Genomic DNA, 24,707 nt, shown 5'->3' on the forward strand with positions numbered 1-24,707 from the left:
GTGAAAACGGACTCGCCGGAACAATTTGGCTGCAATTTTTTATGAGAGTGTGGTATGCGACAAACCTGGCGCTTGCTCTGGCAGACGGCTGTGCTCGCCGCCATTGCCTGGCTGGCGGACTATGCGGTCACGGTGCTGGATCTGCCCGTTCCCGGCAATGTTCTGGGTATCATGGTACTTTTCCTCCTGCTGAGCGCGGGCGTCGTCAAGGAACGCTGGATAAGCGAGGCAGCTTCCTTTCTTCTCAGGCACCTGGTCTTCTTTTTCATTCCCGTGGCCGTGGGCCTGATGAACTGGGGCGAGGTCTTTTATGACTATGGCTGGGTCTTGCTGGGGGCCATTGTCGGCAGCACGGCCTTGCCTCTGCTGGTGACCGGCTGGCTGGCCGGGGCGTTGCGCCGCAGGCCGGAGAAGGAAAAAGCGCAATGTTCCTGACGACGTTTCTGTGCGTGGCGGGCACGCTGCTTGTTTACCAGTGTGTGCTCCGTCTGTATCTGCGCTACCGGCATCCGCTGATCAACGTCGTCGGCATCAGCGCGGCCGTGATTATCGCCGTACTGCTGCTCTGCGGTCTGCCCTACAGCACGTATGAACCCGCAAAAAAACTGATGACCAGCCTGATCGGCGCGGCCACGGTCAGCCTTGCGCTGCCGCTGTACCGTTACAGAAAGCTGCTCTGGCGCAATGCCCCGGCCATTCTCGTCAGCGTGAGCGCGGGGGCCTTCGCGGCCATGTTTTCCGCCGGGCTCATGGCCCAGGCCGGGGGGCTGCCGCGCCAGGTTGTCATGTCCATTCTCGCCAAGGGGGTTTCCATTCCTTTCGCGGTGGAAATTGCCGCCATTTATGACGGCATCCCCTCCCTGGCCGCTGCTTTTGTGGTGGCCACAGGGACGCTGGGATCCTTGCTGGGAGCCTGGGCGCTGACGCTGGCGCGCGTCGCTTCCCCTTTCGCGCGCGGGCTGACGCTGGGCACCATCTCCCATGCCCAGGGCACGGCGGCGGCCCTTCAGGAAAATGAGGAGGCCGGGGCCATGGCCGGTCTGGCCATGATCCTGGCGGGCCTGCTCACTGCCGCGTTCGCGCCCCCTGTGGTCTGGCTGCTGGGAATGGTTCACGGCGGCTAGCCGTCAGTTTCCGGATGCGTCCGCCCGCGCGTCTTGTCCGGCCTGATCCGCTGTTTTCAACGCCTGTAGTTGACCCAACAGCTCGTCTATCTTTTTCTTGATGCCTGAGGCCAGTTCCTCTTTGGCGGCGTCAGGCATATCCGAGGCCAGCACCTGTTCCAGTTGGCTTGTCAGATCCTTTAACTGCCGTTCAATGCCGGAAATTTTTTTTGTTGATTTTTTCGTCCGCTTCTCCAGCCTGTCGGGACTCCGATATGGCCTCGGTTTGAGAGCGTTCTTCCGTTTCGGCGGCGCTCATGCCGGGGAAATTTATGCCGTCCCTGTGCACGTAGGAACGGAATTGCTGAAACAGTTTTTGCCGGTTGTCCGTGCTGTCGGCATCGGCCTGGTCCTGCCGGTCCTGAACGGCAAGCCCCCGACCGGCGGTCTGTCGCCGGTAGAGGGCCTGTTTCGCCAGAGCCAGGGCCTCCTGGGAAAAGCTGACCTGATCTCCACAATCAGCTTCGGCGTCAGTGGATGCACTACGCCGTGCGGAGCGCGCGGATTCGTGAAAAGACCAGTGGAAAGCGCGCTTGAGATGTTGATGGACACTGCAGCCTCCACGCGGCACAGACGCCACTGCGTTATGACTGGAAATTTCTGCCGTTGAACTTTGGGCATGCAAGAAAAATACCGACAAATACCGGAGACTCCGAGACGCGGGATCCCTTTCCGCCGTTGACAAGCCCGCGCTTGTCGGAACATAGTCGAAAAAACGCCTCTTCCCGTACATTTTTCATACTTCCGGCAGGGCTGACCCCATGATTCGCATTCAGGAAATTCTCGATAAAGTGGCGGCCAACAATCAGAACGCCGATCTGGAACTGATCCAGCGGGCCTATGTGTTCGCCGCCACAGCCCACGCCGGGCAGACGCGCCTTTCCGGCGAGCCCTACCTTTCCCATCCCTTGGCCGTGGCCGACACCCTGGCGGACATGGGCTTTGATGAACCCACGGTGGCCGCGGGCCTGCTGCACGACACGGTGGAGGACACCAAGGCCACCATTGAGGAGATCGACGAGAATTTCGGCGAGGAAGTGGCCGATATCGTGGACGGGGTCACCAAGATCAGCATGATCCCCTTTGAAAACAAGGAGGAAGCCCAGGCCGAGAACATCCGCAAGATGATTCTGGCCATGAGCCACGATATGCGCGTGCTGATGGTCAAACTGGCCGACCGCCTGCACAACATGAGCACCCTGGATTTCCAGAAAGCCCACAAGCAGAAGCGCATCGCCCAGGAAACCATGGACATTTACGCCCCCCTGGCCAACCGTCTGGGCCTGTATCTGCTCAAGCGCAACCTGGAGGATCTGAGCTTCAAGTATCTGCGGCCGGATGTCTTCAACCAGATCGATCACTGGCTGGACAAGCATCAGGTGGTGGAAAAGCACATCATCGACAAGGTGGTGGGCCTGATACAGGATCTGCTGGCCTCCAACCAGATTCAGGGGCAGGTCTATGGCCGCATCAAGCACAAGTATAGCATTTACAAGAAGATGCAGTCCCAGTCCCTGACCCTGGACGAAATGCACGACATCATGGCCTTTCGCGTGCTGGTCAAGGACATCAAGGACTGTTACGCGGTGCTGGGTCTGGTGCACTCGCAGTGGCGGCCCGTGCACGGGCGCTTCAAGGACTATATTTCCATGCCCAAGGCCAACGGCTACCAGAGCCTGCACACCACGGTCATCGGACCTGAGGGCGAGCGCATCGAAATCCAGATCCGCACCGAGGACATGCACCGTCAGGCCGAGCACGGCGTGGCCGCGCACTGGCTGTACAAGGAAAAAGGACGGGTCAACAGCAAGGATCTGGAGCAGTTCTCCTGGCTGCGGGAAATTTTTGAGCGCCAGGGCGACGAGACGGATTCGCGCGAATTCATGCACGCGCTGAAGATGGACCTCTTCAAGGACGAGGTCTACGTCTACACCCCGGCCGGAGACGTCAAGGAGCTGCCCGAGGGAGCCACGCCTCTGGATTTCGCCTTTCTGATCCACACCAAGGTGGGACAGCACTGCGCCGGGGCCAAGGTCAACGGCCGTCTCATGCCCCTGAGCACGGAGCTGAAGAACGGCGACATCGTGGAAATCGTCACGGACCCGGCGCGCAATCCCAATCGGGACTGGCTCAAGCTGGTCAAGACCGCCAAGGCCCGCAGCCGCATCCAGCGCTATCTGCGCACCGAGGAACGGGCCCGCGCCGTGACCCTGGGGCGCGACATGCTGGAGAAGGAAGGCCGCAAGGCCAGCCTGAATGTGGCCAAGGCCCTCAAGGAAGGGCATCTGGCCCTGGTGGCGCAGGAGATGAATTTCGAGAGCGTGGACGACCTGATCGCCGCCGTGGGCTACGCCCACCTGACCCCGCGCAAGATTCTGAACCGCCTCTATGCCGTGCTGCATCCCAATGAGGCCGCGCCGACCGCGCCCGCGACCCCCAGCGTCAAGGAAAGCAGGGAAGAGGCCGTCCGCAAGACCGAGGGCGTGGGCATTTCCGGCGTGGACGGGGTCCTGATGCGCTTCGCCAAATGCTGTAATCCGGTGCCGGGCGACCCCATCATCGGCTATATCAGCCGGGGCATGGGCGTCAGCGTGCACTGCGCCGACTGCCCCAATGTGGCCAATATGGAGCCGGAGCGCCTGATCTCCGTGCACTGGGACGGCGCGGAGGAAAAACCCTACGAAGCGGGCATTTTCATTATCGCCAAAAACGTGCAGGGCGTACTGGCGGAAGTGGCTCAGATACTGTCCAAAAACAACGTGAACATCACCGGCCTGAGCATGGACAATCTGGTGGACGGCCGCGCCAAACTGCGTTTTACTGTGGAAGTGCGCGACGCCACCCAGCTCTATCAGCTCATTGAAGCCATCCGCGCCCTGCCGTCCATTCTGGAAGTGGTGCGCGACACCGAGGACGTGTGAGGGAATGCCAAAGAAAGAAGTTTTGCCGTTAGGAGCTGTTTCTAAATTGTCCTTTCGCCCTCTGCCTGCGGCGGGTTCGCCCCATGCGACAGTCGAATATGTTTGAATATACTCCCTTCGCCCAGGCCCCGCCTTCCTTGCCAGAGAACGAAAATCCTTATTGAGAAACAGCGCTTAGAGCAATTCAAAGCGGATTTGCGCTATAAATGTAATATGTTGAAATAAATTATATAAAAATATTTTTTGAATTTTTATACCATTTTTTATACCGGCATTTTTTCTGGCTCTCAGAAGACCTTATCGGCTTCAAGCAGACAAATTTTTCCAGTAAAAAAACTCCCTGGCAGCTCACCGCAATTTTCACATTTCGTGGCGTATAGCAGTGTGTAGCTAGCACTTATTTTGTATGATATTTTATTGAAATATAAAAATAAAATTTATGAAAAATTTTGATACCCTAAAATCTACCCGCCGAAAATCAGGATGACAAAAGTTCCTTTGACGCGAGGCTGGACAGATTTTACCAAGGGTAAGACTGAAGAGAAAAATTCGGGTGTATACCTGACAATTCAAACGGATAGATTCATTTCGCGGCTATATAATCTCGCGGAGATTTTCCGTAATACTCACGGAATGCTTTATAAAAATTGCTGCTGTTGCTGTACCCAAGCATCAGGGCAATTTTTTCTATGGAGAGGCTGGTGCCCTTGAGCAGGCTGAGTGCCCGTTCCATCCGCAGTTCCAGCAGGATTTCAGAAAATGACTTTCCGATTTCCCGGCGCAACAGGGTGGAAATGTAGTTCGGGTGGTAGGAAAAATGTTTTGCGATATCTTTCAGGGTGACCGCATCCGTATGCTCTCCCATATAGCGGACTATTTGATCCGACAAGCGAGCATCACCCGAAACAGGGTTTGAATGTTTATATTGCCGCGCCACCAACATCAAAAGCGTCAACACTATGGGTTGAAGAATATCCTGCGTATCCTCCCGGGGATTGGCATACTCAATCACCATCATATCCAACAACATCCGGACACAACAGGAGTCGTCAAACCGCAAATGGATGAATTCTTCCGAGTATTCGTTGGTCTGTGGATTGAGGAAAAAATGGAAGAGCTTGGCATCCGCCGACAGCACCGGCAGAAATGTTTTAAAAAACGTTTCCTTCTGGATCAGGATACCGACAATGATGATGTTCTCTTCACTGTGGGCTGACAAGGCGTATCCGGTGTGGGGCTGGCCGATATAGCACTCGTTTTCGTGGACAGTGATATGGTTGTCATATTTATAACTGAGTGCTCCATAGTCGCCTTTATAAGCAAAATTGAAAAAGAAAAAATCCTGTCTATGAAACATCTCTTGTATATCCGGCCCATTATGGACGCAGATCATGATTTTTTCATCTGGGCTTCCGGGCCATTCGTAGGTTTTTTCTTTTGGGCTTCCAGACGGAACATCCAGATATTTCCAGTTGCGCCGGGCAAAATGTTCCCCCAGATGGTTGATTGCGGACTCCAGTAAGGGATACATGCTATCACTCCTTGCGTAGTGTCCAGCCAAAGTCGTTGTGATAGATCATCTGTTTTGTCATGCCGCCGTCGATGCAGATATTTTCGCCCGTAATGAAACCGGCCTTATCCGAACAAAGGAACAGCACCATGTTGGCGATATCCAGCGGATTGCCGACCCGGCCTGCCGGATGCTGTACCGCATCCGGGCCGCTGTACTCGGTAAAGGCGGTATCAATCCAACCGGGGGAAACGGAGTTGACCCGCACTTTACCCGCAAGGCTGGCGGCCAGCGCATGGGTCAATGCCGCAATCCCGCCCTTTGCTGCCGTATAGCTCTCGGTCTGCGGCTGACTCATGCGGTCGCGGGAAGATGAAATATTGATGATGACAGCGCCGGGGGCAAAGTGCGGCAGAAACAGTTTGGCCAGATAAAACGGAGCGGTTACGCCTACCCGCAGAGCATAGTTGAATTCCTCATACGTGCAGTCAGTAAGCCCTTTCATCAGCGGCAAGGCGTTGTTGATCAGATAATCCACCTTCCCGTAATCACTGATGACCTGCCCGGCAAAACGGGACAAAGCCCGCTCATCAGCCAGATCGCCGGTAAAATACGCATTGGGGCGTTTGTCTATGATACAAACAATTGCTCCATTTTTTTGGAACTCCTCGGCAGTGGTTTTCCCGATCCCCTGCGCCCCGCCTGTGATGACCGCCACTTTGTTTTTGAACATGGTTCCCCTCCCTTTGTATCGTTCTCGTATCACATAATATGAGAAAATACCACATGATTCATTAATATTTAGCGCTGATTTTTCCCTTGGAATTTCTATAGTTGCCTCCACCACGCATTGGCTCCCCTCAAAACGGCCAGCCTTTGCGGAAGAGCTTTATGGAGGCTCGGAAACTTTTCCCATCTCGGAAGGAGGCATTTCTATGAAAGCCCAAACAGATAATCCGGCAACCCACACAAGGAACTATAGCATATGACGGAACTGGAAAAGCTTGATGCCGGACTGGAGTTCTGCTTTGCCGATCCGGAGGTTAAAGCCCGGAAAGGCAATGCCGTGACGCTATGCCGCGAACTCAACAGCAGCGCCCATACGGATCGAAACAAACAACGTGAACTGATCACCAGACTGTTTGGATCGGCGGGATCGAATCCTTCGATTCTTCCTTGTTTTCAATGTGATAATGGAAAGAATATTCATGTGGGAAAAGAGTTTTTGGCCAACTACAACGTGACCATTCTCGATGCCGCGCCGGTACGTATAGGCGACTACTGCATGATAGGCCCCAATACACTTATCACCACGGTCAATCACCCTTTGTCGCCAAAGGACGGCGGGCAAGGCTATCCCAGGTAAAACCCGTCACCATCGGCAATGACGTCTGGATCGGCGGCAACTGCACTATTTTGCCCGGCGTGACCATCGGCGACAACGTCATCGTTGCGGCCGGAGCCGTAGTCACCAAAGACGTTCCCGACAACTGCGTCGTCGCGGGGGTCCCCGCCCAAAAGATTAAGGAACTGGAGGACGACACTGTATAACCCCGCTGATTCCTTCAGACTCGGCAACAATTGCGCCATCCCCTGTCCGTGGTTCGGCACAGGGCAGACGCCGGATAGCGATACTGCTGTGGCCGCCGCCAAGGGCATGGCTTATTCCGGCGATTCCGGCCTGCGCCCCGATCCTGTGGATTTCTGACTTCAAAACGTTTTTGGAGAAACGAGCATGAACAACAATATCGCATGAACAACAATATCGAATGTGGGGTCTGTTCCTCCCGCAGAATGCTTTTGAAAACCGGCGGCGCAGTCGGCATTGCGGCGCTGATCGGCGCTGTGCCCGGCATTCCTCGCGCCGACGCCGCGACGGCGGGGACGGCATTGGCGGAACGGCCCGAAACCGCTGCGGGAAGGTTCGGCGCCATGAGCTGCGCTCAGGCTCTGGCGACGACGTACGCCGATCTGGTCGGTTTGCGGGAGGAGCAGGCCAAAGCTCTTGCTTCCGGGTTCGGCCTGGGCATGGGCAGAAAGCAGACCTGCGGAGCGCTCACGGTGGCCTTGATGTTGAGCGGGCTGGCCGGGAAAGGCGATGCCTGCGCGTCCTTGATGGACGCCTTTGAAAAAGAAATGGGCAGCACACAATGCGCCTTCTTTGTCGATCAGTTCGGCTACAGCCGTTGCCGGGATTTGCTGCGCTTCGTGTCCCGCCAGTTGAACGAACGGGCATTCGGTTAAGGGGGCGGCCAGCCCTGAGGCTGGCCGCCGCTTTTTCGTTGTATCGCCTGCGGCGGGCCGATCTCTGATCAAGCATGTTTTCGATGGACGCCGCCTTCCGCAGAACACGGGCAACGCGCTCGGCAAAGAACTTTCAGGATACCCAGATTATGAACCATTCGCTCTCGGCGCTTCTGCCGCATGCGCCCAAAAACTATTATCGTTTGGCCCTGATGCATTTTTTCTTCATCATGGGAATACTCTTTTCCTCCTGGGCCATACGCATTCCGGACATCAAAAACGCTCTGTCGCTTTCCGACGCCGAGCTTGGCGGCATATTGTTCGGCGCGCCTGTAGGCCAGCTTCTTGCCATCGCCCCCACGGCATGGTTTGTGGGCCATATCGGAAGCCGCCGTTCCATCATGTTGGGCATGTGCGCCATGCCGACCGCGCTGGTGATGCTGCCTGTGGCTCCCGGTCGTCTTTGGCTGTTTGCGGCGCTGGTCTTTTTCGGCTTCAGCAACAATATGCTGAATATTTCTCTTAATGCGCAGGCGGTGGGCGTTGAATTTCTCTACCGCAGAAGCATCATGAGCAGCTTTCATGGCATGTGGAGCGTCGGGGCCGTCATAGGCGGCGTCATCGGGGCCATCGTTGCTCCCATGGGAATACCTCCCCTGCCGCATTTCGGGGCCATGTTCCTGCTGTCCATCCTGATTCTCGTGCTGCTGCGCACGGCAATCATGCCCCGCGACGTCCGGTCCGCCGCACAGAAGAAAAAACAGTCTTCCATCCGCCCTGATCTTTACATCATCCTTCTCGGCGTCATCGCCTTCGGCAGCTTTGCAACGGAAGGCGCTCTCTACGACTGGAGCGCGGTTTATTTCGCCCAAGTCGTGCAGGTGCGGGAAAGTCTGGTGCGCGTGGGCTACGTCGCCTGTTTGAGCGCGATGGTGGTGGGGCGTCTGGTGGCCGATACGCTCGTCAATCGCTACAGCGTGGTTCCCGTGTTGCAAGTAAGCGGCGCAAGCATTGCCGCCGGGTTAACCCTCGCGCTCCTGTCGCCCACACTGGCGACGGCAACAACAGGCTTTGCCCTGACGGGGTTCGGCATGGCTTCGGTAGTGCCTCTCTGTTTCAGCCTTGCGGGCAAATCCAGCCAGGTTTCTCCGCAGGCCGCCATATCATTCGTCGCCTCCATCGGGTATTTCGGACTGCTTGCCAGTCCTCCGGTGGTGGGGATGCTGTCCGAATGGCTGACTCTGCGCTGGGCACTGTCGCCCATGATAGTCATAGGCGTGGCTATTGTTTTTCTGACAGCGGCGCTCAAGCGTCTGCAGGCAAAAACAGTTTTCCGTGACGAGAACGACTCATGATACTTATTGTTTCTTCCTTTGTACTATTCCTCTATATTACGGTAAGTCTCTTTCTTTTTTCTTCATACAGACGGTCTGTAAAGTGGCTGCCCGCAGCCGTGATTTTCATTATCAGCCAGAAATATGTTATTTATGAGCATGTTGAATGACGCGCTCGCCGCGCATGCGGAAGATACATAAAGGCCGTCCTCATACGGAGAACGGCCTTTATACTTTGTGTGCGGGAAGGAAACGCACACAGAGGGCTTCAAACGCTAGAAGGTGTAGGCAAAGACGAGTTGGGCTTTCCAGGCGTCCTGCTTTTCAAAGGCGCCATTGCCCGCGCCGCCGTAGTAGCCGTCCTTTTCCCAGGTGTCCTTGTCCATCATGTTGACGATGTAGCCCAGTTCCAGGTTGGCTTCCAGGTTCTCGTATATCTGCCAGGAGTTGACCAGGTTGAATTCCAGCAGGCCGTCGTTGGTGGTCAGATACGGGCCGTCGTTGGTGCCGTAGCCGTCGCTCCAGGAAGAGGCGTTGGCCATGTATTTGACCATGGAGGGGGCGTTGGTGCCGCCCCAGTAGGCCACGCGGAAGGTGTGCTTGAGATCTTCCACAAAGCTCATGTCCCGCAACTGCAGACCGATGCCCCAGGTGCCCGCGTAGCTCAGGTCGCGGTCATACCATTCGCCGTTGGGAGCCCAGGCCAGATTGCCGTCGCCCATGAAAGAAGTGAAGTTGCCGGAGGCGGACAAGGAAGGCATCCGTTCGGAACCGTTTTTCACATTGCCGTCATCGCCCGAAGCGTACCAACCGAAAATGCCCGGCGTGCCCCAGTCCATCTTGTATTCAATGAGGGCCTTTGCCAGCCAGCCCTGACGCTCGCTGCTGCCGCGTTTGATGTCGCTGGGATTGCCGCGTTTCATCACGTCGTAGCGGCCCATGGCTTCCACGTAGCCGTAGTTCAGGTCCAGTTCAAAGTTCCAGGGATCCAGGGCGGTGATGGCGATGGGCAGACCGGCCCAGAACATGGAGCCGTAAGCTTTGCTGGTTCCGCCCAGTCCGGTGCCGTTAAAGCCGGGATAGCGGCCTGTCAGGGTGTAGGAGAGGTTGCCGTCCGACGTGCCCCAGGGATCGCCCAGATAGGTCTTGCCGTCATCGCGCCAGATTCCGTTTTCGTCAGCGCCGTCATTGCCGTTCAGAGCATTTTTGCCCATCATGCCGTACATGGCCCAGGGGGTCAGCTCAATGCCGTCGAACTTCAAGGGCAGGCTCAGGGCGAACAAATCAATATTGTCCAGATAATTGGACTCACGAGCATTGCCGTTGTTGTCTTCCCATCCCCCGAAGTTGTCGTTGACCGGACGCATCCAGAGAGCAGTGAGCCCCACATGCTCGTTGAACCGGTAGTTGGCCACCACAGCGGCTGCATCGGCGTCCATGACAGCCGAGCCGCCGGCCACATTGGGCAGGGCGACGCCCTGAAGGCCCATGCGGAAACGCAGATCGGTCTGGGGCACCAGCCAGTCGATATAGGCGTTCTTGACTTTGATGACGTTATTGCCGTCAGCGCCCAGCGCGCCGCCTTCGTCGGCCTTGCCCCAAGTCTGGTCGCCGATCTCGAAAAAGACCGTGCCGGACAGGGCTTCGGAAGCCACCGCGTCCAATTGCAGACGCACACGCTGGCCCGCGGCGAAGTCATCATTACTGTTGGATTTTGTTTTCGGGCCGCCTTGGGCATCGCGCGTGTGTTTGGTCAGATTGGAGTCGCCCACGCCGAAGCCCACCAGCCATTCACCGGCCACCTTAAAGTCAATGGCTTTGGCGCTCCCCGTCGCGCCCAGAAACAGACCGGCCGCCAGCAAGGCCACCATGCACTGTTTCTTGAATCTTCCCGGATTGTTCCTTTCTTTGCTCATGCCTCTCTCCTCAGGGCTATGTTTATGCCGCCGTTTTTCCGGCGCCCCCTGGCCGACCGGAGCCGACGGCGTTGTCGCGGCTACCTTGGTAGCACGAATTTTAAAAGTGTAGCAATTAAAAATTTCGCGCGCCGTTCCGGAAGCCCCCAATTTTCCCTTTTCCGGCTTGTCATGCGCTCTTGACCTGAGGGCTTTTCTTGTGCCCGCAACGGCAATTGGCGCAGTTGCCCCGGCAGACATGTTTTTCCCGCTTCTTTTCCGGAACGATCAGCACCCTGTTGCCGCTGACCGCCAGAGCGAAGCCGCTATTGCCCTTGAAGACAATACGCTGCGGCTCGTAGGCGGCGTGCAAAAAGGCGGTCTTAAGAGCTGTAACTGCAAGTGGATCCGGCTGTTCAACCTGTCTGACATCAATAAAAATACGCTTACAGGACTGATGGTAGCGTTGAAGAAGGTTGATGAGAATGCCGACTTGCGGCGGATCAAAACGGGTATTGAAGCGAATATGCAGATTTTCATGGCTGAAACGATGACTGACATCCAGGGTTTGCACGGCGGTGCAGGAAGAATTCATACTTTTCTCCGCGTTGCAGGTGTGTAGGCGTGACTTTGGCACAGAACGGATCTGGTGTCAATAAAATTGAAATTCATTTTCATAAAAAATACGTACGGCTTGCATTTGTGAGGAATTTGAAGCAGAACGCGTCAAGCAAGTCTTGCGAAGAGAGCGGAGCATGAACCGACGGCATCAAGCAGTGGGAAGATTCTACGGTCTTCTGGCCCTGACGGCGGCCATCTGGGGCGTTCAGCCACTGTTCATCAAGCTTGCCGTGCGGGAAATCACGCCGGTGAGCCTGACCGTGGTGCGCTTCATTCTGATCAGCGCCACAATTTTTCTGATCATGCGCTGGCGGCGCAAAACGCCGCTGCTGCCGCCCCTGGCAAGTCTTTTTCCGCTGTTCTGTATGGGCGTGACCGGCGTGGCCGTGAACAACGTGGCCCAGTTCACCGGCTTGCAATACTCCACTGTAGGCAACGCCACCCTGATCGCCTCCACCACGCCCGCGGTCACAGCCTTGCTGGCGGTGCTCTTTCTGCGCGAACGGCTTTTGCCCATCCAGTGGCTGGGCATCGCCATTTCTCTTTTGGGCGTGCTGGTATTGTTCAGCAAGGGCTCACTGGAAGCCCTGCTGCATATTTCCTTCAATTACGGCGACATACTTTTCTTTTGCGCCCAATTGGGCTGGGCCGCGTATATGCTGATCGGCTTCCGGGTCATGCGGCATCTTTCGGCGCTGGCCACCACGGCCTGGGCCGGGGTGTTCGGGGCGCTGACCACCTTCGTCTACGGCCTGTTCACGGGCGAACTGCATTACGCGCCGCTGTCGACGGCGGGCATGGCCTATATGGCCTATGTGGTCTGGGTGGGCGGGGTCTGCGCCATGGTCTTCTGGAATCTCGGCATCAAGGCGGTGGGCGCCGGGCAGGCCGCCGTCTTTCTGAATATCATGCCTCTGATGGGTGTGGGAGTCGGCATCGCCGTGCTGGGGGAGGATTTTTACTGGCAGGAATGTTTCGGCGCGGTGGGAATTTTGTCCGGCGTGTACCTGCTCACGCAGGCGCGCCACATTCTGCACCGCCGTAACGTCCGGCACAGGAACCGCTACAGGGCCGCACGGCGGCGCATGCATGCCTGAAAGAAGGGCCGGACGCTCAAGGTGTCCGGCCCTTCTTTCAGGCGAATTCCATTGCGGCTGCGGTTTAACCGGCCGTGATGGTTCCGTTTTCTACCTTGAACAGGGCCGCGCCGGGTTCGGCGGCCCGCAGCACGTCCACCATGTGCGGCTGGCAGGTGAAGTAGAGCAGCTGATGGGCCGGGCCTTCCCTGCCGTCGGCCAGTTCCGCGAAGGCCCGCGCCGTGCGTTCGGCCCGCTCCGGATCAAAGTTGACCAGCACCTCGTCCATGATTACGGGCAGGGGCGCGGCGTGGGCGGCATGGTTTTTGATGTAGGCCAGACGCAGAGCCAGATAGGCCTGTTCCTGCGTGCCCCGGCTCAGGGATTCCGGCGGCACGGCCTCGCCCTGATCCGGCAGAATGCTCAGGCTGGAATTTTCCAGTGAGGCGCTGATGCCCCGCCAGCGGCGGTTTGTGATGCGCGCGAAGATGTCCGAGGCCTGACGGATGACCTCCGGCTGACGCTCACGCTCAAAAATGCGCTTGGCGTTGAGCAGGATTTCACGGGCCAAGGCCCGGCGGCTCCAGGCCAGAGCCATGCGCTGCATGCTCTCCAGCAGCAGGGCTTCCTGCTGGCGCAGTTCCGCCAGATCGTCGGCCCGGGCCAGGGCGGCGACCTTGGCGCTCAGACCGGCCACAGCGGTGGCCAGCTCCTGTTCCTCGTCCAGAATGCCGTTGAGCTCCTCCTGAATGGCCGCGCTGCGTTTTTCCTGGCTTTCCTGCTCCTCTTCCCGGAAGGATGCCAGAAATTCCGGCAACGGCAGGGTGTCGGCGGCCAAGCGCAGGGCGTCTTCCAGATCCTGGCGGCGGCGGGCCAGAGCTTGCTGTTCGTCGCGCAGAGCGGCCAGACGCAGAAAGTCCTCGGCGTCATGCGCCTCGGCCAGGGCCAGCAGATTGCGTTCGTTGTTGCGGGCCTCGCTGAGGGCCGCTTCGCCCGCGCGCACCTCGTCCTCTTCCTCGGCCAGCAGGCCGGAAAGACGGGTCCGCTCGTCCTGGGACTGTGCCATGGCTTCAGCGGCGGCCAACGCGGCATCCAGACTGGCCAGCCAGTCAGGCGCGCCGTCCGCGTCATGCAGCGGATCCCGCGAAAGAGACGCCAACAGGGCGGCCAGCGGTTCGCGCAAGGCGGCCAGTTCCGCGCGGCCCTGCGCAAGCTCGGTGCGGGCGCGCTCCAGAGCGGATTCGGCGGCCAGGCAGTTTTCCATATACTTGAAGGCCTCGCGCACGGTTTCCGGATCCAGATCCTCGCCCAGTCCCAGGCCTTGCAGGCCGAGACTCCAGGTTTCGCGGGCGACGCCCAGGCGTTCCTCGGCCGCGCGCAACTGTTCTGAAGCTTCACGCTGTCGGTTCCCGGCCCGCTCCAGTTCGTTTTCGTGATTCTGAAGCGCGGCCGCGGCCTTGATGCGCTGCTCGCGCGCGGCGTCGGCCTCGCGGCAGGATTCCAGCACTTGCCGCACGCATTCCACCAGGGCGGCGCAGTCGGCTTCCTGCGTCAGGCGCTCGGCCACGGCGGGCACGGCGCGCATGCGTTCCTCCAGGCCGCGCAGATCGTCTTCCAGCGCGTGCAGTTCGGCTTCCGCCGCGGCCACGCCGCCAAAGGCCAGACGGGCGGATTCGGCCCTGGCGAAAAAGGCGGCCGCGCTTTCCGGCGACGGCACGTTGCTGACGCGCAGCGCCAGCATGAGTTCATGCCAGCGGCGGCGGGTCTGCTGGACCACGCTCTCCGCTTCGTGCGCCCTGGCCTGAGCCACGCCCACCTGGGCCTTGGCAAGGCCCATTTCGCGTTTCAGGCCTTCCATGTCCCGGCGGGAGCGTTCTTCATTGAAGCATTGCTCGCGCTCGCGCTCCAGCAGCATTTCCGTGGCTTCCAGCGTGACGAGGTCCATGCTGTCCACGCCGGCGGCGGCACAGAGCTGGCGGGCCTGCTCGCCCAGTTCGGCCACATGCAGGGCGCAGGTTTCGCGCCGATTCTGCAATTGCGCCATCTCCCGCTGGTGGCGCTTGGCTTCGGGGCCGCTGCGCGGCAGGCCTCCGGCCAGAAAGCCCACGCCGCAGGCCAGCACCAGGTAGCCGGACCAGAGGCTGACGGGCAGGGCCAGTGTGCCGGTGAGCGGCAGGCTGGTCAGACCCCAGCGCCAGTAGGCCAGCAGAATGCCCAGGCCCGCCGCGATGAGCAGTGCGCCCACCACGATCAGCGGCAGGCTTTTGACCGGCGAGGGCGCCTGTTCGCTGTTGATCCTGTTGTCCAGTTCCTGAAGGCGTTCGCGTTCCGTGGCCATACCGGCCGACAGCGCCCGCAGGGAGCGCAGGGCCGCTGCACGGGCGTCCAAGGCTTCACGGCTGGGGCCGCTGGCGTTGCGCTGGGCGTCGCGCAGCTCCTCCATGCGGTTTTTGACCGCCTCCACCTGCTCTTCAGCCTGTTGCACGGCCTGAGAGGCTTCGCCCGCTTCGCGCAGGCGTTCCTGCACCTCGCCGGCCAGGGTCAGGGCCTCGTCCTGGCGGGCCAGCAGGCCGTCAAGGATGTCGCGCGGCCCGTTATTGCCGCCATTGCCGGGCACACCGCCGGGGGCCGCCAGACGCAGGGGATCATACGCTCTGGCAAAGGTCGTGCGCGCATTGTGCAGGGCGCGCTGGCGGCCCGGCAACTGGCGGCGGCCTTCCTCCAGCCGGGCCAGAGTCTGGCGCAGGTCGTCGCGGGCCTCGTCGCCCAGGGCGGCCACCGGCGCGGGCAGCAGGGCCAGGGCGCTTTGGGCCGCCGCCACGTCGCGCTCGGCTGTTTCCACGTCGCGATTGGCTTTGGTCAGGGCGTCCACGGCCGCCTGATGGGCCGAGTCCGCCGCCGCCATTTCCCTGGCCTGCTTTTCCAGATCTTCGCGGGCGAAGAGCGAACGGTCCGTAGCGCGGATGCGTTCGCAGTTCCAGCCGGGTCCCAGCCGGGTCAGTTCGCGGTTCAGATCCGCCTCGGCCCGGCGGCAATTGTCTTCCTGGCCTGACAGCAGGCTCTGGGCCTGCCGGTAGCCGCTCTTGCGCTCGGACAGGCGGCGCAGTTCGGGCAGGGCGTCCAGCAGGCGCTGCTCCACCAGCACGGCGTCGTGCCGTTCGCGCAGGCGGGCTGTTTTTTCCCTGTGGGCCGCCAATTGGCGTTCGCAGGTTTCGCGGGCCTCCTGAATGCGGGCCAGACGCGCCGGGCCGTCCTCGGGAAAATTTTCGCTCACCGGGGTCAGGCGTTCCAGCCGGATTCCGGCCATGCGCCATTCATCCCACTGCCGCCAGACGCCCAGACGGCGCTCCAGCAAGCGGCGTTCCTCTTCCAGATCGCTTTTGCGGCGGCGCAGATCGGCCAGGGCGGTCTTTTTGTGCGAGAGCTCCAGGGCCATGCCGTCAAAGCCCGCGCATTCCGCCGCCACATCCTCAATCTTGTCGCGCAGTTCTTCCAGTTGCCGGATGGCCGTGTTCAGGGCGGGCTTGCTGCCGCCGCTTTTGAAGATATCCTCGGCCTGGCGTTCCAGGATTTTCAGCACATCGCCGGGCGCGCGCAGGCCGGGGCCGAAGCTCGCGCCATAGAGCGCATTGCGTACGCCTTCGGCGCTCAGGCTTTCAAAATTTTCCAGTTCGCTCAGGCTGAAGCCGAAGACGTTGCGGTAGACCTCGCGGCTGACCCCGAAGAGCAGTTGGCGCAAAAGTTCCGGCGGCAGCATGCTGCCGTCCGCTTCGCTCAGCGTCAGCAGGCCGCCGCCCGCGCCGGGCCGTCGCGTCAGGTGCAGCGGTTCCCGCCCGTCCGCGCGCAGCACAAGCCCGCCGCCGGGCTGGCCGCCGCGCAGGGGCGCGTAACTGTGCCGGGCCTCACGGCTGCGGGGATCGGGATAGCCTGTGAGCATGGAGCGCAGAAATTCCAGACAGGTGGATTTGCCGGCCTCGTTGCGGCCCAGAAAGATGGACAGGCCCGGCGGCAGGCTGTCCACCTGCACGCCGGAAAAAATGCCGAAGCCGTCGATGCGGAAGGATTCAATATACATCAGCGGACCTCCAGCAGATCCACGCAGAGGCGTTCGGCCTCCTGCAGCAGGGCTTGCATTTGGGCCTCGTCGGGCGGGGTCAGGGCCTTGCGCAGACGGTTGTGCCCGAACAGCGGGGCCAGGGCCGGACCGGCAACCTCCTGCAGGGCTTCCCGGCTCCCGCGCATGCGCTCGGCCAGGCGCATGGTCTCGCCCAGCAGATCTTCGCGTTGCAGATATTCGGAACGTTCCGTGAGGGGGCGGGTTTCCACACGCAGATCCTTGAGCCAGACGCCCGGCATGCCCGAGCTCAGATGCCGGAGGCGCTCGGTCAGATCTTCCTGGTTGGCGGCATCGTGCAGCATGGCGTCCAGAGCGGTGCGCCCGCTCAGGGTCACGCGGGCCATAATCGCCTCGCAGGCGGGGTCCGCGGCGTGCGCCGCAGCTTCCAGGCACTGGTTCAGACGGCGTTCCACCTCGTCCAGATGGTTCACGCCGTCCAGGTCCAGGTTCAGCTTTTCCCACTGCACGGGTCCCAGGAGCTGGAAACCGGCGTCGCAGACGTAGGAGCCGCCCCGGGGCGCGGCCGTGACCAGCAGACAGCCGCGCGGACCCGGCTCATTGACGTGCAGGCCCTGGGCGTTGCCGGGATAGGCGATGAAGGGCGCTTCGGAAAGCACGCGGCGCTCGTGCACATGCCCCAGCGCCCAGGCGTCCAGGCCCGCGGACTTGAGATCGTCCAGGGAGCAGGGAGCGTAGCGGTCGGCCTTGCTCTCGCCTTCCACGGTGCAGTGCAGTACGCCCAGCTGGAAGCAGTCATAGCGTGCGTCGCGCTGGAAGAAGCGGGCCAGGTTGCGGCCCTCTCTGGCCCTGGCGTGGCTGATGCCGTGGACCACCGCCAGGGGGCGGCCGTCCTTTTCCAGCAGATGGCGCTCCGGCTCCGGCCCGAAAACCGTGACGTTGTCCGGCCATTCCACGGCGTTGAGCCGTGAATCCAGCGGGTCATGATTGCCGTGGGCCAGAAAAACGCGGATGCCCAGCCGGTTCAGGCGTTCGCAGCCGTCGCGCAGGCGGAGCTGGGCTTTGACGCTGTAATTTTCCTGATTGTAGATGTCGCCGGCCAGCACCAGAAAGTCGGGCTTTTCAGCCTCGCAGAAACCGAACAGGCGCTCCAGAGCCGTGAAGGTGGCGTCGTGCAGCAGGCGCGCCAGATGCCCGCCCTGGGCCGTCTCGCGCGAAAGCCCCTGAAAGGGCGTGTCCAGATGCAGATCGGCCGCGTGGATGTACCGGATAGCGTCCATGCGCAAAGCCTCGCTTGCGGATGATAAAAAGATAACGATACGGGAAGAATAGCCGTGAAAATCTAGACTTTTTCAAGCATTATGACAAGCGCGGCGGCCATCCGCCGGACATTTTTCCGGAAATCCACGGACGGAGAGGGGAGCCCGGGCGGCATGGGGAGGAGAAAGAGCGGCCGGAACGGCAGACGGCGCGGCTGGTTATCGGCTGGCCTGGGCCCGCAGACGCAGGCATTCCTCGGCCAGCCGACGCAGATCCGCGTCTTCGGGACGTTCCTTGAGCCCCCTGCGCACATGGCCCAGGGCGCGGACGTATTCGCCCGCCTCCAGCATGGCCTTGGCCATTATGGAAAAGACGGCGAATTCGTTTTTATAGTATTTGAGGGCTTCGGCAAAGCTGGTGTCGGCTTCGGAGGGTTTGCCCTGCTTCAGGAAGAGCTTGCCGTCCTTGAGGCAGCGGTCCAGATTGATCTTGCGTTGCAGGGTAGTTTCGTAGTCTTCCTGGTTTTCCTGGCCCCGGAGCTCCTTGTACAGGTTGATGAGAAAAATGAGCAGTTCGCGTTCCTTGCCCGGCTGGTAGGTCAGGGGCTGGCCGCATTCTTTTTTATACTGCGGGTCCGAGGTCAGCACGGAGAGCGCGGTACGAAAGTCGCCGCGCATATCCGTGGGCACGGTCTGCCCCCCCAGCTCCTTGAAGGCGTTGATGGTCAGAAAGATGGCGCGCAAAAAGTCGCGCCGCTGGCAGCTGGCCTTGGCGCGGCCCAGGTCTTCGCGGATTTTACGTGCATTCATAGCGACTTTTTAGGGTAACCTCTCTCATCAGTATGCCGGATTCGTCCGTCGAGAGCAAGCGGAGGAAGCGCCGTCACCGGGTCGCGCCGCCGTCCTGGCCGTGCCGGGCCAGACTGGCCCTGAGGGCCTGCGCCGCAGCCGGATCAGGCCGGAAGGACATGATATGTTCCCTGAAGCGGCGGTTCACGGCCGCAAGGTGCGGAGCCATGTCGCGCCGGAGTTCGCGGTATTCCTTGCGTTCGGCCACTGTGACGCGGCAGTCGTCCGCCACGTCGAGGATTTCATAGCGGCGCATGGGTTTCAGCGAACGCACGCCCGAGGCATAAAGAATTTTATTCAGAAAGAGTTTGCCCGGCAGCAGGTTGTCCGTGACCACCAGCTCCCGGTGCAAACGCCGCTTGTCGATGCCCCGGGCCGCATAGGTGGCCTGGGCGTCCTCTTCGGGCAGGTTCTCGAAATAGTCCGGCCCGTGATAATAGTACTGCGGAAAGCCCGCGCAGGTCATGCGCAGGCCGTAGTCGCCGTCCTCGCCGCCGTAGACGCCGTATTCCTCGTTCCAGAAGCCCAGTTCGTCCGAAACCGCTTTGGGGATCAGCACGGCCTGGCCCGGCAGATTGTCGGGGCAGACGCCCAGCACGCCCTCCGGCGTGTTCACCGCGCCGGGATGCCGACGCAGCATGTCCAAATTGAAGGCCCCGCCCAGATTGGATTGCGGCCTGCCGTGCCGCCAGAGGGCCAGCAGGCCGGGCAGCCAGCGCGTCCGGCGCATGGCCGTATCGTTGTCCAGCTTCATATACACGGGCGCGGGCACCATTTCCCAGCCCACATTGGCGGCACAGGCCACGCCCATGTTGCGGGGCAGCAGAAAAAGATGGTCGATGACGCCGCGCTCTCTGAGCGCCAGAAGACTTTCGACCAGAGCGGGATCGCTGCCGTTGTCCACCACGGTGATGTCAAAGGGGATTTCCTGCGAGGTCCGGCGCAGGGCGAGGATCGTCTCGCGCGTGGCGCGCGGACGGTTGAAGACCGGAATGGTCACGTTGCAGACGGGCGCGACGCCGGACGGATGGCTCTGGAAGTCCTGTTCCATATTGCTCCTCTCGTGCGGAGTAAAAATGGTAGGGAGAAGGCTAGCGGGCGTCAAGCGCAAGCTTTTGGACAGGCGGGACCATCGGATCAAGAAGGCGTCCCTGCCGCCTTGTGCCGCCCCGATGCGCTTCTGATTGACGCGCCTTTTCCCCGTTGGTAAATTTATCCGCGAAATTTTCCAGATAAGGAGCGGTATGGCGCGCGTACTTTACGGCATTCACGGCACCGGCCACGGGCACGCCATGCGGGGCCTGACCATTGCCCGTCGGCTTTCCCGCCACGAATTTCTTTTTGTGGCCGATGACGACGCCCCCAAGGTGCTGGAAGCGGAATTTCCTGTCCGCCGCCTGCCCAATCTGGGCACAGTGTTCAAAAACTACAAGGTGGACCTGGGGGCGACTATCGCCCGCGCCGTGCCCTTGCTCCTGCACCGGCGACGCTATATCGACCGGGTGCTGCGGCTCATGGACGAATTCAGGCCCGACGTCTGCATGACCGATCTGGAATACTTCGTGCCGCGCGCCGCCGAACAGGCGGGTCTGCCCTGTCTGACCCTGGATCATCAGCATATCATCACCTGCTGCCGCCACAATCTGCCGCCCGGCATGTGGTGGGACGCGTTGGTGCAGGGGTTGACCCCGCGCTATCTGTTCCGGCCCACGGCGGAAAACCTGATCATCTCTTTTTACGCGCCGCCGGTATTGCCGCGCTACAAGGCCCGCGTGGCCCCGCCCATCCTGCGCGACAGCGTGCTGGGCCTGCATCCCCGCGATGAGGGGCATGTGCTGGTCTACCAGAGCAATTCCACCCACAGGAAGCTGGTGGATTTTCTGCGCGCAGCCACGGACAAGACCTGCTATGTTTACGGCTATGACCGCACCGAAGGGCGCGAGGGCAATGTGGTCTTCATGCGCAAGAGCGAGGAGGGCTTTTTGCGGCTGCTGGAGGGCTGCTCCTATGTGATCCAGGGCGGCGGGCATACCCTGATGGGCGAGGCCCTGTATCTGGGCAAGCCCATTCTGACCCTGCCGCTCAAGGCCATGGTGGAACAACGCTTCAACGCTCTTTACGTGGAACGCCTGCATTACGGCATGCAGGCCGATATGCTCAGTCTGGAGCCGGAACTGCTGCGGCGTTTCGAGGCCCGGCTGCCGGAGTTCAAGGCCGCCATCGCGGCCGGAAATTTCTGCGGCAATGAAATGGTTTTTGGTCTGGTGGACCACTTCATCCGGCACGGCAGCCTGCCGACGCGCGGCGCACCGCCGGTGGAGGAAGGCTAGGGCCTGTTCTCACTATGCCTTTTTGCCCGTCTGCTGCGTCAGATTTCGCCTGCTTTTTCGGGCGAGTACCATAAGAAAGAGTACACTCCCTCAGAGCAGACTTATCTTTTTTGCAGGCAAACAAAAATTCTCTAGTGTTAACAGACCCAGGAACAGGGAGGCGCGCGTGAAAAATCCCGAGCAGACCTTGGGCAAACTTATCGACAGGCAAAGCACCGCCTTCATCGGCTCTCTGGACGCCGACGGCTTTCCCAACGTCAAGGCCATGCTGGCCCCGCGCCTGCGGGAAGGCTTGCGCGTCTTTTACTTCACCACTAATCTCTCGTCCCTGCGCGTGCGGCAGTACCGGCACGACCCGAGGGCCTGCGTCTATTTCTGCGACCGGCGTTTTTTCCGGGGGGTGATGTTCAGGGGCGGGATGGAAGTGCTGGAGGATTTGGAGAACAAATCCAGAATCTGGCGTGAGGGTGATACGCTCTATTACCCTCTGGGCCTGCTTGATCCGGATTACTGCGTGCTGCGGTTCACCGCCGTGTCCGGGCGCTTTTACAGCAAGTTCCGCTCCGAGGACTTCACGCCCGCGTAGAACCATTCGCTTTGAAACTGGTCACGGGGTCCGACGAGATGAGACTCCGGCGTCGCGGCGTGAAACCTGCCGGTCAGGACAGCGTGCCCCGGCCAGCTATGATCTTAACGTTAATCCGCTCCGGATGCGGGCGGACAGCGCGCTACATGCCGAGATAGGCGCTGCGCACTTCGTCGCTCTGCAGCAGGTTGGCGGCCGTGTCTTCCATGACGATGCGGCCGTTTTCCATCACATAGCCGCGATGGGCGATGCGCAGGGCCTGGTTGGCGTTCTGCTCCACCAGGAAAACCGTGGTGCCGTCGGCATTGACCTTGTGGATGATGGAAAAGATCTGCTGGATGATGATGGGCGCGAGGCCCAGAGAGGGCTCGTCCAGCAGGAGCAGCTTGGGACGGCCCATGAGCGCGCGGCTGATGGCCAGCATCTGCTGTTCGCCGCCGGAAAGGGTGCCGCCCGCCTGGCGGCGGCGCTCGGCCAGAATGGGAAAGAGGCTGAACACATAGTCCATGTCCTCCTTGATGCCCTGGCTGTCCCGGCGCAGAAAAGCGCCGAGGTCCAGATTCTCGCGCACGCTGAGGTCCGGGAAGATCAGGCGGCCTTCCGGCACCTGGGAAATGCCCAGGGTCACGATTTCATGCGGCGGCAGTTCGTGGATGGGCGTGCCGTTCCAGATGATTTCACCCCGGCGCGGCCGGTTGATGCCGCAAACGGTCATCAGGGTCGTGGATTTGCCCGCGCCGTTGGCGCCGATCAGGGTGACGATCTCGCCGTCGTCCACATGCAGGGAAACCCCGCGCAGGGCCTGGATGTTGCCATAATAGGTGTCCACGTTGCGGAGCTCAAGCATCGCTTTCCCCCAGATAGGCCTTGATCACGCGCGGGTTGGCCCGCACTTCCTCGGGTTTGCCCATGGCGATGCAGGAGCCGTATTCCATGACGTAAATGCGGTCCGAAAGGGACATGACCATGCTCATGTCGTGCTCGATGAGCAGAATGGAAAGGTTCCGCGCGTCGCGGATGCCGCGCACCAGGATTTCCAGCTCGTGGGTTTCCTGGGGGTTCATGCCCGCGGCGGGTTCGTCCAGCAGCAGCATGCGCGGCTCGGTGGCAAGCGCGCGGGCGATTTCCAGGCGACGCTGGGCGCCGTAGGCCAGATTACGGGCCTTTTCGTTCCAGAGTTCCTGCAGGTGCAGGCTTTCCAACAGGGCATAGCTGATGTCGATGCTTTCCTGCTCTTCGCGGCGGGTATGGCCGTCACGCGACAGCGCGCCCCAGATGCCCGCGCGGGTGCGGCAATGACGGCCCACCATGACGTTTTCCAGCACGGTCATGTCGCTGAACAGGCGGATGTTCTGAAAGGTGCGGGCCATGCCCATGGCTGTGATGACGTGCGGCTTTTTGCCGTTGAGCAGATGCTTTTCGCCATCGGCGTCGTAGAGGAACATCTTGCCCTCGGTGGGCGTGTAGATGCCGGTGACGCAGTTGAAAAACGTGGTTTTGCCCGCGCCGTTGGGGCCGATAAGGGCCACAATCTCATCGGCGTCCACGCGCAGGTCCAGATCGCTCAGGGCGCGCAGACCGCCGAAATCCTGGGAAAGACCCGAAACTTCCAGCACCGGCCTCATGCCCGGCCTCCATTGTGGGCCCCGTGCAGGGCGCTGATTCTGTAGCGGCGGCGTTCGCCGCTGATCAGACCCTGGGGCCGGAAGATCATCATGATCACCATGATCGCGCCGAAGATCAGCATCCGGTATTCGGAAAAGGCGCGCAGGTATTCCGGGGCCAGAATCAGGATCAGGGCCGCGATGACCACGCCCGCGATGGAACCCATGCCGCCCAGCACCACCATGGAGAGAATCATGGCTGATTCCATGAAGGTGAAGCTGGAGGGATTGATGTAGGTGGTCTTGGCCGCGAAGATCACGCCCGCGAAGCCGGCCCAGCAGGAGCCCAGGGCAAAGGCCGAGAGCTTGACGCGGGTGATGTCGATGCCCATGGCTTCGCAGGCGATTTCATCCTCGCGCAGGGCTTGCAGGGCCAGGCCCACACGCGAATTCTTGAGCCGCGAGATCATGATGATGGTGATGACCACCGCCGCCAGCACCAGATAATAGACATAGGTGGTGGAGGCATTGATATCCATCTCCAGGCCGAAAAAACCGGGTCGGGGGATGTCGCTGATGCCGCGCGGGCCGCCGGTGAGGCTGGTCCAGTTCTGGAGGCCCAGGCGCACGATTTCGCCGAAACCGAGGGTGACGATGGCCAGATAGTCTCCGCGCAGACGCAGCACCGGAAAACCCAGGGCCAGACCGAAAAGTACGGCCAGTATGCCGCCCACGGGCAGACAGGCCCAGAATCCCCAGCCCAGAAACTGGTAGAGCAGGCCGTAGGCATAGGCGCCCACGGCGTAAAAAGCCACATAGCCCAGCACCAGCTGCCCGGCCAGACCCACCACAATGTTCAGACCCAGCGCCAGCATGACATAGAGCAGAGCCGAGATCATGATATTGGTCTGATAAAAGGAGCTGATCAGGGGCATGGTCAGCATGAACAGGGCCAGAACCGCCAGACCGCCCGTCTTGAGGCGGGGTCGCCCGCTCAGAGCCCGCAGGCCCGCGCCAAGCCCTTCGGGCAGGCGCAGCAGGGGCAGACCTTTGGCCTTGCGCGAAAAACACCAGTCCCAGATCACGGCCAGGACGAAAACTCCCGCGCCCAGCCAGAGAATACGGTCAAAACGCCACTGAACGGTTTCGTCAAGCGTGTTCAGCTTGATGCCCATGACCGGCAGGGTCAGCACCATGAACCATATCGCCGTGAGCACGGCCTTGAATACGCGCCGCATGG

General features: G+C 60.5%; 22 protein-coding genes and 1 pseudogene. 10 read left to right on the forward strand and 13 right to left on the reverse strand.

What is annotated here, in order from left to right:
* The first annotated feature begins 54 nt into the window (after positions 1–54).
* Together FYJ44_RS07215 and FYJ44_RS07220 are read left to right on the forward strand one after the other, a co-directional pair.
* A complete protein-coding gene (locus tag FYJ44_RS07215) occupies positions 55–435 on the forward strand; it encodes a CidA/LrgA family protein (RefSeq protein WP_154510697.1) in 381 nt (126 codons plus the stop codon).
* Complete coding sequence (locus tag FYJ44_RS07220) at positions 426–1,124, forward strand: LrgB family protein (RefSeq protein WP_154510699.1); 699 nt, start codon at positions 426–428, stop codon at positions 1,122–1,124. The genes FYJ44_RS07215 and FYJ44_RS07220 overlap by 10 nt, the downstream gene beginning before the upstream one ends.
* A gap of 3 nt (positions 1,125–1,127) precedes the next feature.
* Here FYJ44_RS07220 and FYJ44_RS14855 read toward each other — a convergent pair whose 3' ends face one another.
* Both FYJ44_RS14855 and FYJ44_RS07225 read right to left on the reverse strand, forming a co-directional pair.
* On the reverse strand, positions 1,128–1,262 hold the full coding sequence (locus tag FYJ44_RS14855; protein WP_268234070.1) for a hypothetical protein: 135 nt from the start codon (positions 1,260–1,262) through the stop codon (positions 1,128–1,130).
* A gap of 52 nt (positions 1,263–1,314) precedes the next feature.
* Positions 1,315–1,803 carry a hypothetical protein gene (locus tag FYJ44_RS07225; protein WP_154510701.1) on the reverse strand — a complete coding sequence of 163 codons (489 nt, stop codon included), beginning with the start codon at positions 1,801–1,803 and terminating at the stop codon, positions 1,315–1,317.
* 121 nt (positions 1,804–1,924) lie between these two features.
* On the opposite strand from FYJ44_RS07225, the gene FYJ44_RS07230 reads away from it, so the two are divergent.
* Positions 1,925–4,084 carry a RelA/SpoT family protein gene (locus FYJ44_RS07230; protein WP_154510703.1) on the forward strand — a complete coding sequence of 720 codons (2,160 nt, stop codon included), beginning with the start codon at positions 1,925–1,927 and terminating at the stop codon, positions 4,082–4,084.
* A gap of 583 nt (positions 4,085–4,667) precedes the next feature.
* On the opposite strand, the gene FYJ44_RS07235 is transcribed toward FYJ44_RS07230, so the two are convergent.
* Together FYJ44_RS07235 and FYJ44_RS07240 are read right to left on the reverse strand one after the other, a co-directional pair.
* Complete coding sequence (locus FYJ44_RS07235; RefSeq protein ID WP_154510705.1) at positions 4,668–5,615, reverse strand: helix-turn-helix transcriptional regulator; 948 nt, start codon at positions 5,613–5,615, stop codon at positions 4,668–4,670.
* A 4-nt stretch (positions 5,616–5,619) separates the two neighbouring features.
* Entirely contained in the window at positions 5,620–6,327 is a 708-nt protein-coding gene (locus FYJ44_RS07240) for an SDR family oxidoreductase (protein WP_154510707.1), read from the reverse strand.
* 252 nt (positions 6,328–6,579) lie between these two features.
* On the opposite strand from FYJ44_RS07240, the gene FYJ44_RS07245 reads away from it, so the two are divergent.
* From FYJ44_RS07245 to FYJ44_RS07255, 4 genes and pseudogenes are all read left to right on the forward strand, one after another.
* Positions 6,580–6,960, forward strand: coding sequence for a maltose acetyltransferase domain-containing protein (locus tag FYJ44_RS07245; protein ID WP_229772584.1), 381 nt, complete (start codon positions 6,580–6,582; stop codon positions 6,958–6,960).
* A gap of 5 nt (positions 6,961–6,965) precedes the next feature.
* A pseudogene (locus FYJ44_RS15025) lies at positions 6,966–7,077 on the forward strand (DapH/DapD/GlmU-related protein); the annotation flags it as partial.
* Positions 7,078–7,394: 317 nt separating this feature from the next.
* Positions 7,395–7,838: a C-GCAxxG-C-C family protein gene (locus FYJ44_RS07250; protein ID WP_229772586.1), complete on the forward strand. Its 444-nt coding sequence runs from the start codon at positions 7,395–7,397 to the stop codon at positions 7,836–7,838.
* Positions 7,839–7,987: 149 nt separating this feature from the next.
* The gene (locus FYJ44_RS07255) at positions 7,988–9,193 is read left to right on the forward strand and encodes an MFS transporter (RefSeq protein WP_154510709.1); all 1,206 of its coding nucleotides are present in this window, start codon (positions 7,988–7,990) and stop codon (positions 9,191–9,193) included.
* A 254-nt stretch (positions 9,194–9,447) separates the two neighbouring features.
* Here the strand turns inward: FYJ44_RS07255 and FYJ44_RS07260 are convergent, their stop codons facing one another.
* Complete coding sequence (locus tag FYJ44_RS07260; protein ID WP_154510711.1) at positions 9,448–11,088, reverse strand: outer membrane homotrimeric porin; 1,641 nt, start codon at positions 11,086–11,088, stop codon at positions 9,448–9,450.
* 169 nt (positions 11,089–11,257) lie between these two features.
* On the reverse strand, positions 11,258–11,641 hold the full coding sequence (locus tag FYJ44_RS07265; RefSeq protein WP_326833674.1) for a squalene cyclase: 384 nt from the start codon (positions 11,639–11,641) through the stop codon (positions 11,258–11,260).
* 181 nt (positions 11,642–11,822) lie between these two features.
* Between FYJ44_RS07265 and FYJ44_RS07270 the strand changes: the two genes are divergently transcribed.
* Positions 11,823–12,785, forward strand: coding sequence for a DMT family transporter (locus FYJ44_RS07270; protein ID WP_154510713.1), 963 nt, complete (start codon positions 11,823–11,825; stop codon positions 12,783–12,785).
* Between the two features lie 64 nt (positions 12,786–12,849).
* Here FYJ44_RS07270 and FYJ44_RS07275 read toward each other — a convergent pair whose 3' ends face one another.
* From FYJ44_RS07275 to FYJ44_RS07290, 4 genes are all read right to left on the reverse strand, one after another.
* A complete protein-coding gene (locus tag FYJ44_RS07275; RefSeq protein WP_154510715.1) occupies positions 12,850–16,839 on the reverse strand; it encodes an AAA family ATPase in 3,990 nt (1,329 codons plus the stop codon).
* A complete protein-coding gene (locus FYJ44_RS07280; RefSeq protein ID WP_154510717.1) occupies positions 16,839–18,119 on the reverse strand; it encodes a metallophosphoesterase family protein in 1,281 nt (426 codons plus the stop codon). The genes FYJ44_RS07275 and FYJ44_RS07280 overlap by 1 nt, the downstream gene beginning before the upstream one ends.
* A 198-nt stretch (positions 18,120–18,317) precedes the next feature.
* Positions 18,318–18,908, reverse strand: coding sequence for a tetratricopeptide repeat protein (locus FYJ44_RS07285; RefSeq protein ID WP_154510719.1), 591 nt, complete (start codon positions 18,906–18,908; stop codon positions 18,318–18,320).
* A 73-nt stretch (positions 18,909–18,981) separates the two neighbouring features.
* Positions 18,982–19,998 (reverse strand): glycosyltransferase, encoded by a 1,017-nt coding sequence (locus FYJ44_RS07290; protein ID WP_154510721.1) that lies wholly within the window; start codon positions 19,996–19,998, stop codon positions 18,982–18,984.
* Between the two features lie 193 nt (positions 19,999–20,191).
* On the opposite strand from FYJ44_RS07290, the gene FYJ44_RS07295 reads away from it, so the two are divergent.
* Together FYJ44_RS07295 and FYJ44_RS07300 are read left to right on the forward strand one after the other, a co-directional pair.
* Positions 20,192–21,277 carry a glycosyltransferase family protein gene (locus tag FYJ44_RS07295; RefSeq protein ID WP_154510723.1) on the forward strand — a complete coding sequence of 362 codons (1,086 nt, stop codon included), beginning with the start codon at positions 20,192–20,194 and terminating at the stop codon, positions 21,275–21,277.
* A 166-nt stretch (positions 21,278–21,443) separates the two neighbouring features.
* Positions 21,444–21,863: a pyridoxamine 5'-phosphate oxidase family protein gene (locus FYJ44_RS07300; RefSeq protein WP_287702495.1), complete on the forward strand. Its 420-nt coding sequence runs from the start codon at positions 21,444–21,446 to the stop codon at positions 21,861–21,863.
* 142 nt (positions 21,864–22,005) lie between these two features.
* Here FYJ44_RS07300 and FYJ44_RS07305 read toward each other — a convergent pair whose 3' ends face one another.
* The 3 genes from FYJ44_RS07305 to livM are packed head-to-tail and all read right to left on the reverse strand — an operon-like array spanning position 22,006 to position 24,705.
* The gene (locus FYJ44_RS07305; RefSeq protein WP_154510725.1) at positions 22,006–22,710 is read right to left on the reverse strand and encodes an ABC transporter ATP-binding protein; all 705 of its coding nucleotides are present in this window, start codon (positions 22,708–22,710) and stop codon (positions 22,006–22,008) included.
* Positions 22,703–23,488, reverse strand: a complete 786-nt coding sequence (locus FYJ44_RS07310; protein ID WP_154510727.1) for an ABC transporter ATP-binding protein — start codon at positions 23,486–23,488, stop codon at positions 22,703–22,705. The genes FYJ44_RS07305 and FYJ44_RS07310 overlap by 8 nt, the downstream gene beginning before the upstream one ends.
* Positions 23,485–24,705, reverse strand: a complete 1,221-nt coding sequence (gene livM / locus FYJ44_RS07315; protein ID WP_154510729.1) for a high-affinity branched-chain amino acid ABC transporter permease LivM — start codon at positions 24,703–24,705, stop codon at positions 23,485–23,487. The genes FYJ44_RS07310 and livM overlap by 4 nt, the downstream gene beginning before the upstream one ends.
* Positions 24,706–24,707: the final 2 nt, after the last annotated feature.

This window comes from Desulfovibrio porci, assembly GCF_009696265.1.
In the GTDB taxonomy this organism is placed as follows: Bacteria; Desulfobacterota; Desulfovibrionia; order Desulfovibrionales; family Desulfovibrionaceae; genus Desulfovibrio; species Desulfovibrio porci.